We start from the raw sequence: 13,123 nt of genomic DNA, 5'->3' as shown, positions 1-13,123 counted from the left end.
TGTATCTTCATAACGGGGTAGCTATAGTGACGCCCCTTTCGTGACCTGCTAATGGGTTACGTCAGGCAGGCGAGTTAACAGCAGGAAGGTGGCATGTCTGCACAACCAGTCGATATCCAAATTTTCGGTCGTTCATTGCGCGTGAATTGTCCGCCTGAACAACAGGATGCGCTGAATCAGGCTGCGGTTGAGCTGGATCAGCGGTTGCAAGATTTAAAAGTTCGCACTAGAGTCACAAATACTGAGCAGTTAGTTTTCATCGCAGCGCTAAACATTTGCTATGAATTAGCTCAGGAAAAATCGAAAACCCGTGACTACGCTGCTAACATGGAACAGCGGATCAAAATGTTACAGCAGACCATTGAACAAGCGTTACTTGAGCAAGGTCGCATAACAGAAAGACAGGGTCCAAATTTTGAATAACGCTTTACAGTTGACTATGGTAGAGTGACTGTGAAGTAAAAATTTCTCTGAGATGTTTGCAAGCGGGCCAGTCCCCTGAGCCGATATTTCATACCACAAGAATGTGGTGCTCCACCGTCGGTGAGCATGCTCGGTCCGTCCGAGAAGCCTTAAGACAGTGACGCTGCATTCACCTTGAACCAAGGGTTCAAGGGTTACAGCCTGCGGCGGCATCTCGGAGATTCCCTCTTTCTACCCGGTCATTTCGCATGACGCACAATCCGTTAAGTTCACCACCCCATTTTGTCTCAGCGCTTCGTACTGAAATTCGCCAAACCATTCGGCAACGACGCCGTACCCTCACTGATACCGAACAGCAAATCTTCGCCGAACAGGCCGCTTTACGTATGCTTAGCTTTCCGCCGGTGATCAATGCCGCAAACGTCGCTGTGTTTTTATCTTTTGATGGCGAGCTGGATACGCGTCCGCTGATTCGAGCATTGTGGCAAGCTGGAAAGGCCGTTTACCTGCCGGTGCTTCATCCTTTCAGTAAAGGCAGCTTGCTGTTTTTACGCTACGACAAAAACAGCCACCTGGTAATGAATCGCCTGAAAATCCTTGAGCCAAAACTTGATGTGCGCAACGTCTTGCCGCTGGATAATCTGGATGTGTTAATAACGCCGCTGGTCGCCTTTGATGAGCAAGGTCAACGGCTGGGCATGGGCGGCGGGTTCTACGATCGTACTTTACAGAACTGGCGGCAGCATGGCTTATGGCCCGTTGGGTTGGCGCATGATTGTCAACTGGTGCCGACGCTGCCTGTCGAAGAGTGGGATATTCCTTTGCCTGCGGTAGTAACGCCGTCGCGGCTTTGGGAGTGGTGAAACGGGTGGATGGCGCATTTGCTTATCCACCCTATTGAAGCCAAAAAATGTAGGGCGGGTAAGCGTAGCGCCCCCCGCCATTAGCCGATTAGTAAAGCAGGCGCGCGCGGATAGTCCCCGGAATCGCCTTCATTGATTTCAATGCCGCCTCGGCAACATCTTCCTCAGCATCAATATCAATTACCACGTAGCCCATATGCGGCGTCGTTTGCAGATACTGCGCGGCGATGTTGATACCCTGCTCGGCGAAAATCTGGTTCAGCGCGGTCAAAATACCGGGACGGTTTTCGTGAATGTGCAGCAGGCGGCTTGTGGTGCCACCGTGCAACGGCAGAGAAACTTCCGGGAAGTTCACCGCAGAAAGCGTTGAGCCGTTATCGGAATATTTAGCCAGCTTACCCGCCACTTCAAGACCAATATTTTCCTGCGCTTCCTGCGTTGACCCGCCGATGTGCGGCGTCAGGATCACGTTATCAAATTCACACAGCGGGGAAGTGAACGGATCGCTGTTGGTTGCAGGCTCCGTCGGGAACACGTCGATTGCCGCACCGGCCAGATGCTTACGGGCCAGCGCATCGCACAGCGCAGGAATGTCGACCACGGTTCCGCGGGCGTCGTTAATTAGCAGCGCGCCCGGCTTCATCAGCGCCAGTTCGTTGGCGCCAATCATGTTTTTAGTCGAGGCGTTTTCAGGCACGTGCAGGCTGACGACGTCGCTCATGTTAAGCAGATCGGAAAGATGCTGAACCTGGGTTGCGTTACCCAGCGGCAGTTTATTTTCAATATCATAGAAAAAGACGTTCATGCCCAGCGCTTCAGCCAGAATGCCAAGCTGCGTCCCGATATGGCCGTAACCAATGATACCGAGTTTTTTCCCGCGCGCTTCAAAGGACCCTACAGCCAGCTTGTTCCACACGCCACGGTGCGCTTTTGCGTTCGCCTCTGGTATGCCGCGCAGCAGAAGCAATAGCTGGCCGATAACCAGCTCAGCAACAGAGCGGGTGTTGGAGAATGGCGCGTTAAAGACCGGTATGCCACGTTTTGCCGCCGCATCCAGATCGACCTGGTTGGTGCCGATACAGAAGCAGCCGACCGCGACCAGTTTCTCTGCCGCCGCCAGAACATCTTCAGTTAAGTTAGTACGGGAACGTAAGCCGATGAAATGGGCATCACGGATAGCAGCTTTAAGCGCATCGCTATCCAGCGCGCCTTTGTGATACTCGATGTTGGTATAACCTGCCGCACGAAGGTTCTCGACCGCTTTCTGGTGCACGCCTTCCACCAGCAGGAATTTAATTTTGTCTTTCTCCAGTGATACTTTTGCCATTTCCCGACCCTATTTTTCTGTGCTGTTGTGTTACTGCCTATAAGCTACCCTTCTGTCAAAATATCAAAATCTACGCCTTCGGCAATATAAACGATTGCATCCGCACCGTGACAAAAAGGAATAAAAGGGAAGGGGTTAGCACAAAATGCTGGTAGTGCAGAAGTTACAGGAATGAATCACAGGTGTTTTATAGGAATGTGACATATGTCACCAAATTTACCGTTAAAATAATTTGTCATTTTTTATACGTATTTTTGGGGCGCATGGTGCGCCCCGGTCAGATCATTTTACGATGGTTTTCACGCCGTCAGCCGTACCAATCAGCGCGACATCCGCGCCACGGTTGGCAAACAACCCAACGGTCACCACGCCCGGCAAGCCGTTAATGGCGTTTTCAAGCGCTATCGGGTCGATGATGCTCAGGCCATAAACATCAAGAATGATGTTGCCGTTATCCGTCACTACGCCCTGGCGGTATTCCGGGCGTCCGCCCAGTTTGACGAGCTCGCGAGCTACACAGCTACGCGCCATGGGAATCACTTCTACCGGCAGCGGGAAGTTACCCAGGATATCCACCTGCTTGGACGCATCCGCGATGCAAATAAACTTCTCAGCCACAGATGCAATGATTTTCTCGCGGGTAAGCGCTGCGCCACCGCCTTTGATCATCTGCATATGCCCGTTGATTTCATCTGCGCCATCAACATAGATGCCAAGAGAATCCACTTCGTTCAGATCGTATACGGGGATGCCGAGACTTTTCAGTTTGGCAGTGGAGGCGTCGGAGCTGGAAACCGCACCGTCAATCTGATGTTTGATGGTGCCCAGAGCATCAATAAAATGTGCGGCCGTGGAGCCGGTGCCCACACCAACGATAGTGCCTGGCTGCACGTACTGGAGCGCTGCCCAACCGACTGCTTTTTTCAGTTCATCCTGCGTCATGGTTATTTGCCTGTGCTGTGAAAACTGACGCGCATTATAAAGCAAGCGTTGCGGGAAAGTCCCCGGCAATGACCGAACTCATCCGATCTTTGTGGATTTGGTCTGGATCGGTCACAAATTTATGTCATAGTGCTGGCACAACGAAAACAGGAGTCAGCAAACAACAATGAAACGCCCGGACTACAGAACGCTACAGGCGCTGGATGCGGTTATTCGTGAACGAGGATTCGAGCGCGCGGCGCAAAAGCTCTGCATTACTCAATCAGCGGTTTCACAACGTATCAAGCAGCTCGAAAACATGTTCGGCCAGCCATTGTTAGTTCGCACGGTGCCGCCGCGCCCGACGGAACAGGGGCAAAAACTGCTGGCTCTGTTGCGCCAGGTGGAGTTGCTGGAAGAAGAATGGCTGGGTGATGAACAAACTGGCTCAACGCCGCTGCTGCTGTCGCTGGCGGTAAACGCCGACAGCCTGGCAACCTGGTTGCTGCCAGCGCTTGCCCCGGTGCTGGCCGACTCCCCTATTCGTCTGAATCTTCAGGTCGAAGACGAAACCCGAACTCAGGAACGCCTGCGTCGCGGCGAAGTTGTTGGCGCGGTATCGATTCAACCGCAGCCGCTGCCAAGCTGCCTGGTCGACCGGCTCGGCGCGCTGGACTATCTGTTTGTCGGCTCCAAAGATTTTGCCGCTCGCTACTTCCCGAACGGCGTCACTCGTTCTGCGCTATTAAAAGCGCCCGCGGTGGCGTTTGATCATCTTGATGATATGCATCAGGCGTTTTTGCAGCAAAACTTCGATCTTTCGCCCGGCAGCGTGCCGTGCCATATCGTTAATTCATCGGAAGCCTTCGTACAACTGGCGCGCCAGGGCACGACGTGTTGCATGATTCCGCATTTGCAAATTGAAAGAGAACTCAACAGCGGCGAGTTAATCGACCTGACGCCTGGCCTGATGCAAAGGCGCATGCTGTACTGGCACAGGTTTGCGCCGGAAAGCAGGATGATGCGCAACGTGACGGACGCTCTGCTGGAATACGGGCACCGCGTGCTGCGTCAGGATGCCGAATAGCAAAAAGCCCGCTTAAGTGCAAAAGCGGGCTTTATTTTGTCGGATGGCGCAAACGCCATCCACTACGTTTTAAATTGCTATTGCGCAGCCTGACTCTGAGCTCGTTCCAGCTCAAACACCACATCAACCTGATCGTCAAACTGAATGGTCTGCTGATCGTAGGTGTCTTGCGCAGAAACCGGCGCCGCAGCGTCGGCTTTCATCATGCGCACCATTGGCGCTGGCTGATAGTTCGAAACGTGATAGCGCACACTATATACCGGCCCCAGTTTGCTCTCAAAGCCCTCGGCCAGCAGTTTGGCCTGACGAGTCGCGTCATCAATAGCCGCTTTACGCGCTTTGTCTTTGTACTCTTCCGGATGCGCAACACCCAGCGAAACAGAACGAATTTCGTTCAGGCCGGATTTTAAAGCGCCATCCAGCAATTCGTTCATCTTGTCGAGCTTGCGCAGCGTCACTTCAACCTGGCGCACGGCACGATAGCCTTTTAGCTGCGTTTTACCGTCCTTCAGATATTCATATTCAGGCTGGGTGCGCAAATTCGCGGCGTTGATATCTTTCTTCTCGACGCCGCTTTGCTGCAGAAACGTCAGATATTGCGCAACACGATCGTCAGCCTGCTTCTTGGCCGATGCCGCGTCTTTCGCGGAGACATTTACTTCAATGGCGAGCGTGGCGATATCAGGTACGGCATCCACGCTTGCGGTGCCGGATGTCACAACGTGCGGGCCGTTTGGCAACTCATCCGCCAGCGCTGGTACCGAGCCAAATCCTACTAAAGCGGCTAATGCCAGGGTTTTAAACTTCACTGTAATTCCTCCATGCTACGTTCCACTGTCATCACGTCCGGGTAAGAACGCGGGCGTCTGGCAGCAAGCTTAGTCTGAAATGGTAACTTGTCTATCGGATAAAGGCGAATTAGCCCGCCAGCGCATTGATGTGCCGGACGCCGTCCCACGCCAACTGGGAGGCGATAAACCACATCACAAGACCCACAACGCCGTTAATGATCCTCTGGGCTTTCGCTGTCCGCAAGCGCGGCGCAAGCCATGCGGCGAGAATCGCCAGCCCGTAAAACCACAGAATCGAAGCGCTGACGGTGCCGAGTGCAAACCAGCGCTTCGGCTCTTCAGCAAGCTGTCCGCCCAGGCTGCCCAGCACAACAAAAGTATCGAGATAAACGTGCGGATTAAGCCAGGTCACGGCCAGCATGGTAGCGATGATTCGCCAGCGCCCCTGCTTCATCACCTCAGCCGTTGCCAGTTCCACGCTGGCGCTCATCGCGGTTCGCAGCGCCCCCCACCCGTACCACAGCAGAAACGCCACGCCGCCCCAGGTCACAATCGCCAGCAGCCACGGTGATCTCATCAAAATTGCGCTGCCGCCGAATATTCCGCCGCAGATCAGCACCAGATCGCTTAATGCGCAAAGCGAGGCAATCATCAGATGGTACTGACGACGAATGCCCTGATTCATCACGAAAGCATTCTGCGGACCAAGGGGCAGGATCATAGCAGCGCCTAATACAAGCCCTTGAAAATAGTAAGATAACACGATGATTTACTCTTCAACGTTTAGCAACTGAAGAGAAGTGTACCAGGGAAGAATTATTAGCGGAAATGGATAATTTTAATGGTTTATCAGAATGGCTAATGATAAAGAGGCCAGCCGAAACTGGCCATAAATAATCAGCCTTGCGCAGGCTCTTTTACGCGTTTGAAGTTCACGTCCATCTGCGGATAAGGAATGCCGATGCCGTTTTCATCCAACGCTTTTTTGATGCGCTCCAGCACGTCCCAGTAAACGTTTTGCAAATCGCCGCTGTTGCTCCAGACCCGTATCACAAAGTTCACCGAGGAGGGACCAAGTTCGTTCAGGCGCACCGTCATTTCACGGTCTTTCAGGATACGATCGTCGCTATTGATGATTTCAGTCAGGATCTGCCTGACCTTGTCGACATCCGCGTCGTACGCCACGCCAATGATAAATTCATTGCGACGTACGGGCTCACGTGAAAAGTTCGTGATGTTTCCGTCGATGATTTTCTTGTTCGGCACCACCACAATTTTGCCGTCCGCGGAACGCAGCGTGGTGGAGAAAATTTGCACGCTCAGTACGGTACCGGCGGTTCCCCCAAGATCAACATACTCACCGGCACGGAAAGGACGGAAGGTTACCAGCAGGACGCCTGCTGCCAGGTTAGAAAGGGAGCCTTGCAGCGCCAGACCAATCGCCAGACCTGCGGCACCAAGTACGGCGATAACCGATGCGGTTTGTACGCCAACCCGGCCAAGTGCTGCGATAAGCGTAAAGGCGATAATCCCGTAACGCACCAGAGCGGAAAGGAAATCAGCCACCGTTGCATCAATATGACGAGCGCGCATCACACGATTAATTGCGCCAGAGACCGCACGGGCGATAATCATCCCGACGACGATAATGGCAATGGCCGCCACGATGTTGACCGCATAGCTCAGCAGTAACGCCTGGTTGTGTACCAGCCAACCTCCGGCATTATTAATACTGTCTACTACATTGAGATCTTCCATTCACGGTTCCTTGTTCTTACCGAAAAATTGCGCCCGACAGGCGCGGCTAAGACTTTAAAGGGTAAGTAAAAACCGGTGAATGTGCCAGGTTGGTCACAAAAATGGCCGACAGGTGCAAAAAAAATCGACAAAAAAGCCCGCGCGAAGCGGGCTTGATTCAGGCATAAAGCGCTTTAAATTACAGAACGTCGACAGCGTTCAGCTCTTTGAAAGCCTGCTCCAGACGAACGATCATAGAAGTCTGTGCAGCACGCAGCCATACGCGTGGATCGTAGTATTTCTTGTTCGGCTGATCTTCGCCTTTAGGGTTGCCCAACTGGCCCTGCAGGTAAGCTTCGTTTTCTTTGTAGTAGTTCAGGATACCTTCCCATGTTGCCCACTGGGTATCGGTATCGATGTTCATTTTGATAACGCCGTAGCTCACGGAATCTTTGATTTCCTGAGCGGTAGAACCGGAACCGCCGTGGAACACGAAGTTCAGCGCATTGTGCGGCAGGTTGTGTTTTTTGGACACATAATCCTGAGAGTCACGCAGGATAGTCGGGGTCAACTTAACGTTACCTGGTTTGTATACGCCGTGTACGTTACCGAAGGAAGCCGCGATGGTGAAGCGCGGGCTGATTGCGTTCAGCTTTGTGTAGGCGTAATCAACGTCTTCTGGCTGGGTGTACAGCGCGGATGCGTCCATATGGCTGTTGTCCACGCCATCTTCTTCGCCGCCGGTGCAGCCCAGTTCGATTTCCAGAGTCATGCCGATTTTGGACATGCGCTCCAGGTATTTAGAGCAGATCTCGATGTTCTCTTCCAGAGACTCTTCGGACAGGTCAATCATGTGAGAAGAGAACAGTGGTTTGCCGGTCGCTGCGAAGTGTTTTTCACCCGCGTCTAACAGGCCATCGATCCACGGCAGCAGTTTCTTAGCGCAGTGGTCGGTGTGCAGGATTACCGGCACGCCATAATGCTCAGCCATCTGATGCACGTGGTGTGCGCCAGAGATAGCGCCCAGGATTGCAGCACCCTGAGGAACGTCGGTTTTCACGCCCTTACCAGCGATGAAAGCAGCACCGCCGTTAGAGAACTGAACGATTACCGGCGCTTTAACTTTCGCAGCGGTTTCCAGTACGGCGTTGATGGAGTCGGTGCCTACGCAGTTCACTGCCGGCAGAGCGAAGTTGTTTTCTTTAGCTACCTGGAAAACTTTCTGTACATCATCACCAGTGATTACGCCTGGTTTTACGAAATCAAAAATCTTAGACATGGTTGTTTGTCCTGTATCGTCGAAACGTTTGTGCCGCCTAAGGTTTACGGGCGACAAGAAATCAACGGGCAGGATACCCTGCCCGTAATTATTACTTCTTAGCGCGCTCTTCGAGCATGGCTACCGCTGGCAGAACTTTGCCTTCCACGAATTCGAGGAATGCGCCGCCGCCAGTAGAGATGTAGGAAATTTTGTCGGAAATACCGAACAGATCGATTGCGGCCAGAGTATCGCCGCCGCCTGCGATGGAGAACGCTTCGCTGTCGGCGATAGCGTTAGCGACGATTTCAGTACCTTTGCGGAAGTTCGGGAATTCGAACACGCCAACCGGGCCGTTCCACAGAATGGTTTTCGCGTTTTTCAGGATCTCAGCCAGTTTCTGCGCAGAAACATCGCCCAGATCCAGAATCTGTTCTTCATCTTTGATGTCGTTTACAGATTTCAGCGTCGCTGGCGCGGTTTCAGAGAACTCAGTCGCTACGCGTACGTCAGTTGGAACCGGGATATCGCAGGTTGTCAGCAGACGTTTTGCTTCATCAACTAGATCTGCTTCGTACAGGGATTTACCCACGTTGTGGCCTTGAGCGGCAACGAAGGTGTTTGCAATGCCACCGCCGACGATCAGTTGGTCAGCAATTTTGGACAGGGAATCCAGAACGGTCAGTTTGGTGGAAACTTTAGAACCGCCAACGATAGCAACCATCGGGCGAGCAGGTTCTTTCAATGCTTTGCCCAGCGCGTCCAGCTCTTCAGCCAACAGCGGGCCTGCACAGGCGATATCCGCGAATTTACCCACGCCGTGAGTAGAAGCCTGGGCGCGGTGAGCGGTACCGAAAGCATCCATGACGAATACGTCGCACAGAGCAGCGTATTTTTTAGACAGGGTTTCGTCGTCTTTCTTTTCGCCTTTATTGAAGCGAACGTTTTCCAGCACGACCAGCTCGCCGGCAGCGACTTCAACGCCATCCAGGTAATCTTTAGCCAGGCGAACCGGGGCAGACAATTTGTCTTTCAGATAGTTAACAACTGGCAGCAGAGAGAATTCTTCGTTGTACTCGCCTTCGGTCGGACGGCCCAGGTGAGAAGTAACCATCACTTTCGCGCCTTGTTTCAGAGCCAGTTCGATGGTCGGCAGAGATGCACGGATACGTGCGTCAGATGTCACTTTCCCTTCTTTAACTGGTACGTTCAAATCTGCACGGATCAGAACGCGCTTACCAGCCAGATCCAGATCGGTCATCTTAATTACAGACATGGTGAATCCTCTCGTTGATTCTTAAAGTTTTGCGAACGCTTATGCGCTCTACCTGAAACCACTTGCAGCCATGACTAACGTCGTGTCGAGCATTCGGTTAGCAAAGCCCCATTCGTTATCACACCAGACTAGAGTTTTAATCAGATGTTGCCCACTGACCCGGGTTTGCGTGCCGTCAACAATGGCACTGTGCGGATCGTGGTTAAAATCAGTCGAGACCAACGGTAATTCCGTATAGTCAACTATACCATGAAATGAATCCTGTGCCGCTTTTTGCAGCAACAGGTTGACTTCACTAGCTTTTACTGCATCCCTCACCGTCACGCTCAAATCAATGGCGGTAACGTTTATTGTTGGTACACGTACCGCAATCGCTTCAAAACGGTCGTTAAATTGCGGGAAAACACGTGTGATACCGGCGGCAAGTCGCGTATCTACCGGAATGATCGATTGACTGGCAGCACGAGTGCGTCTGAGGTCCGGGTGATACGCGTCAATAACCTGTTGATCGTGCATGGCGGAATGAATGGTGGTCACGGTGCCCCACTCAATGCCAAATGCGTCATCCAGCAACTTAATAATTGGGATTATGCAATTCGTGGTGCAGGAAGCATTCGAGACGATGCGGTGTTCGGCTTTCACTTCGTCATGATTGACGCCGAAAACCACGGTTGCGTCGAGATCGTTGCCGCCAGGATGGGAGAAGAGAACCTTTTTCGCGCCGGCTGCCAGATGGGCTTCGCCGTCTGCGCGGGAACCAAATACGCCTGTACAGTCCAGTACAACGTCGACGCCCAGTTCGCGCCAGGGTAACGCTGCGATGCCAGGTTCGTGAAGCAGGCGAATCGCGTCATCGCCGACCCACAACAGATCGCGTTCCTGGCGCACGTCCCAGGCAAAGCGCCCGTGACTGGTATCGTATTTCAACAGGTGCGCCATTCCCGCAGCATCAGCCAGCTCATTGATTGCTACAACGGTAATTTCCGCACGGCGACCGGATTCGTACAAAGCACGTACCACGTTGCGCCCAATGCGACCGAAGCCATTAATTGCGATGCGTACGGTCATATCTCTCCTGCCAGGATCCCTGAAACTAAGTGGCTGACAGAGTAATCCAGCAACAGTCTGAGGGGAATCCTCGCGCTCACGAAACTGCAATTGATTGCTTAATTGTCGAACATATAATCAACTGAAACGCTTCAGCTATGGTAAGCGAAACGTGGAATAAAAGGAACGCTGGCGCGGGACAGACGGGCGTTATTCTGACGCAAGTCACATTTTTGATGGAATTAATGAAACGGACAGGCAGGCGGGGACGAATAACGCGCAAAAAAAAACGGGCCGCCTGAGCGCCCCGTTTCAACGCAGAGAAAAATTACAGAACTGCTTTAGCCTGTTTCACCACGTTCTCAACGGTGAAGCCAAACTCTTCGAACAACTGCTCGGCAGGTGCGGACTCACCGAAGGTGGTCATGCCCACAACCGCGCCGTTCAGGCCGACGTATTTGTACCAGTAGTCAGCGATGCTGGCTTCGATAGCCACACGCGCTGCAACCGCTTTCGGCAGAACCGCTTCACGGTAAGCCGGATCTTGTTTGTCGAATGCATCGGTGGACGGCATGGAAACCACGCGCGCTTTGATGCCTTCAGCGCTCAGTTGATCCCATGCCGCTACCGCCAGCTCAACTTCTGAACCGGTAGCAATCAGGATAAGCTCAGGCGTGCCTGCACAATCTTTCAGAACGTAAGCGCCGCGGGCAACGTTCGCCAACTGCTCTTCGGTACGATCCTGCTGGGCCAGGTTCTGGCGGGAGAAAATCAGCGCGGTCGGGCCGTCGTGACGTTCTACAGCGTATTTCCACGCAACCGCAGATTCAACCTGGTCACACGGACGCCATGTGCTCATGTTCGGCGTCACGCGCAGGGCAGCAAGCTGCTCTACCGGCTGGTGCGTCGGGCCGTCTTCGCCCAGACCGATGGAGTCGTGGGTGTAGACCATCACCTGGCGCTGCTTCATAAGTGCCGCCATACGCACCGCGTTACGGGCGTATTCCACGAACATCAGGAAGGTGGAGGTGTACGGCAGGAAACCGCCGTGCAGCGCGATGCCGTTGGCAATCGCGGTCATACCGAATTCACGCACACCGTAATGGATGTAGTTACCGGCCTGGTCTTCGTTGATGGCTTTAGAGCCGGACCAGATAGTCAGGTTAGAAGGCGCCAGGTCAGCAGAGCCGCCGAGGAATTCAGGCAGCCAGTGGCCGAAGGCTTCAATGGCATTCTGGGACGCTTTACGGCTGGCGATTTTTGCCGGATTAGCCTGCAGGTTCGCGATGAACTCCTGCGCTTTAGCGGCGAAATCAGCAGGCATGTCGCCTTTCATACGGCGGGTAAATTCTGCGGCTTCCTGCGGGAAGGATTTCGCGTAGGCCGCGAACTTCTCGTTCCAGGCCGCTTCTTTCGCCTGGCCTGCTTCGCGCGCATCCCACTGGGCGTAGATATCCTGTGGAATTTCGAACGGAGCGTGTTTCCAGCCAAGCTGTTCACGGGTCAGAGCGATTTCCGCGTCGCCCAGCGGCGCGCCGTGGGAATCGTGCGTGCCGGCTTTGTTTGGCGAACCGAAACCGATGATGGTTTTGCACATCAGCAGGGAAGGCTTGTCGGTCACCGCTTTCGCTTCTTCAACAGCGCGCTTGATTGCGTCCGCATCGTGACCGTCCACGCCGCGCACCACGTGCCAGCCATAGGCTTCAAAGCGTTTCGCGGTATCGTCGGTGAACCAGCCTTCAACGTGGCCGTCAATGGAGATGCCGTTGTCGTCGTAGAACGCGACCAGTTTACCCAGACCCAGCGTACCGGCCAGCGAGCAGACTTCGTGGGAGATGCCTTCCATCATGCAGCCGTCACCCATAAACGTATAGGTGAAATGGTCAACGATATCGTGGCCCGGACGGTTGAACTGCGCCGCCAGGGTACGTTCAGCAATCGCCATACCTACCGCGTTCGCAACGCCCTGCCCCAGCGGGCCGGTAGTGGTTTCAACCCCGGCGGTGTAGCCCACTTCCGGGTGACCCGGGGTTTTTGAATGTAGCTGACGGAAGTTTTTTAACTCTTCAATCGGCAGGTCATAACCCGTGAGGTGCAGCAGGCTGTAAATCAGCATGGAACCGTGGCCGTTAGACAGGACGAAACGGTCGCGATCGGCCCAGGCCGGGTTCTGCGGGTTATGGTTCAGGAAATCACGCCACAGGACTTCAGCAATATCGGCCATGCCCATAGGGGCGCCCGGGTGACCGGATTTGGCTTTCTGTACTGCGTCCATGCTGAGCGCACGAATAGCATTGGCAAGCTCTTTACGAGAGGACATTTTCACTCCAGATCGGATGGTTGAAGGTCACGCCTTGTTTTACGACTTGACTACTAAGCGTTATGGGCTACGC

The 13,123-nt window shown here is 53.6% G+C and carries 12 protein-coding genes and 1 other RNA gene; 4 read left to right on the top strand and 9 right to left on the bottom strand.

Annotated elements, in window-relative coordinates; all coding sequences use genetic code 11:
* The first annotated feature begins 93 nt into the window (after positions 1–93).
* From zapA to MUA00_RS13090, 3 genes are all read left to right on the top strand, one after another.
* Positions 94–423: a cell division protein ZapA gene (gene zapA / locus MUA00_RS13100; RefSeq protein WP_271123481.1), complete on the top strand. Its 330-nt coding sequence runs from the start codon at positions 94–96 to the stop codon at positions 421–423.
* A 41-nt stretch (positions 424–464) separates the two neighbouring features.
* A non-coding RNA gene (gene ssrS, locus MUA00_RS13095) (6S RNA) lies at positions 465–648 on the top strand.
* A 23-nt stretch (positions 649–671) separates the two neighbouring features.
* On the top strand, positions 672–1,286 hold the full coding sequence (locus tag MUA00_RS13090) for a 5-formyltetrahydrofolate cyclo-ligase (protein WP_271123480.1): 615 nt from the start codon (positions 672–674) through the stop codon (positions 1,284–1,286).
* Positions 1,287–1,374: 88 nt separating this feature from the next.
* On the opposite strand, the gene serA is transcribed toward MUA00_RS13090, so the two are convergent.
* Positions 1,375–2,613 carry a phosphoglycerate dehydrogenase gene (serA, locus tag MUA00_RS13085; RefSeq protein WP_271123479.1) on the bottom strand — a complete coding sequence of 413 codons (1,239 nt, stop codon included), beginning with the start codon at positions 2,611–2,613 and terminating at the stop codon, positions 1,375–1,377.
* 282 nt (positions 2,614–2,895) lie between these two features.
* Positions 2,896–3,555 (bottom strand): ribose-5-phosphate isomerase RpiA, encoded by a 660-nt coding sequence (gene rpiA / locus MUA00_RS13080; protein WP_271123478.1) that lies wholly within the window; start codon positions 3,553–3,555, stop codon positions 2,896–2,898.
* A 166-nt stretch (positions 3,556–3,721) separates the two neighbouring features.
* Here rpiA and argP point away from each other — a divergent pair, with 166 nt between their 5' ends.
* Entirely contained in the window at positions 3,722–4,621 is a 900-nt protein-coding gene (gene argP / locus MUA00_RS13075) for a DNA-binding transcriptional regulator ArgP (protein WP_271123477.1), read from the top strand.
* A gap of 77 nt (positions 4,622–4,698) precedes the next feature.
* Here the strand turns inward: argP and MUA00_RS13070 are convergent, their stop codons facing one another.
* From MUA00_RS13070 to tkt, 7 genes are all read right to left on the bottom strand, one after another.
* Positions 4,699–5,430 carry an oxidative stress defense protein gene (locus MUA00_RS13070; protein WP_271123476.1) on the bottom strand — a complete coding sequence of 244 codons (732 nt, stop codon included), beginning with the start codon at positions 5,428–5,430 and terminating at the stop codon, positions 4,699–4,701.
* A 109-nt stretch (positions 5,431–5,539) separates the two neighbouring features.
* Positions 5,540–6,175, bottom strand: a complete 636-nt coding sequence (gene argO, locus MUA00_RS13065; protein WP_271123475.1) for an arginine exporter ArgO — start codon at positions 6,173–6,175, stop codon at positions 5,540–5,542.
* Positions 6,176–6,309: 134 nt separating this feature from the next.
* A complete protein-coding gene (gene mscS / locus MUA00_RS13060) occupies positions 6,310–7,170 on the bottom strand; it encodes a small-conductance mechanosensitive channel MscS (RefSeq protein ID WP_271123474.1) in 861 nt (286 codons plus the stop codon).
* A gap of 178 nt (positions 7,171–7,348) precedes the next feature.
* Positions 7,349–8,428 carry a class II fructose-bisphosphate aldolase gene (gene fbaA / locus MUA00_RS13055; RefSeq protein WP_271123473.1) on the bottom strand — a complete coding sequence of 360 codons (1,080 nt, stop codon included), beginning with the start codon at positions 8,426–8,428 and terminating at the stop codon, positions 7,349–7,351.
* Between the two features lie 91 nt (positions 8,429–8,519).
* The gene (pgk, locus tag MUA00_RS13050) at positions 8,520–9,683 is read right to left on the bottom strand and encodes a phosphoglycerate kinase (RefSeq protein ID WP_271123472.1); all 1,164 of its coding nucleotides are present in this window, start codon (positions 9,681–9,683) and stop codon (positions 8,520–8,522) included.
* A gap of 48 nt (positions 9,684–9,731) precedes the next feature.
* On the bottom strand, positions 9,732–10,751 hold the full coding sequence (gene epd, locus MUA00_RS13045) for an erythrose-4-phosphate dehydrogenase (RefSeq protein WP_271123471.1): 1,020 nt from the start codon (positions 10,749–10,751) through the stop codon (positions 9,732–9,734).
* A 307-nt stretch (positions 10,752–11,058) separates the two neighbouring features.
* Positions 11,059–13,050 (bottom strand): transketolase, encoded by a 1,992-nt coding sequence (gene tkt / locus MUA00_RS13040; RefSeq protein WP_271123470.1) that lies wholly within the window; start codon positions 13,048–13,050, stop codon positions 11,059–11,061.
* Between the last annotated feature and the right edge of the window lie 73 nt (positions 13,051–13,123).

Origin of the sequence: Dryocola boscaweniae (genome assembly GCF_025215095.1) — a bacterium.
Classification (GTDB): domain Bacteria; phylum Pseudomonadota; class Gammaproteobacteria; order Enterobacterales; family Enterobacteriaceae; genus Dryocola; species Dryocola boscaweniae.
This window is presented reverse-complemented; position numbering and strand designations above follow the sequence as displayed.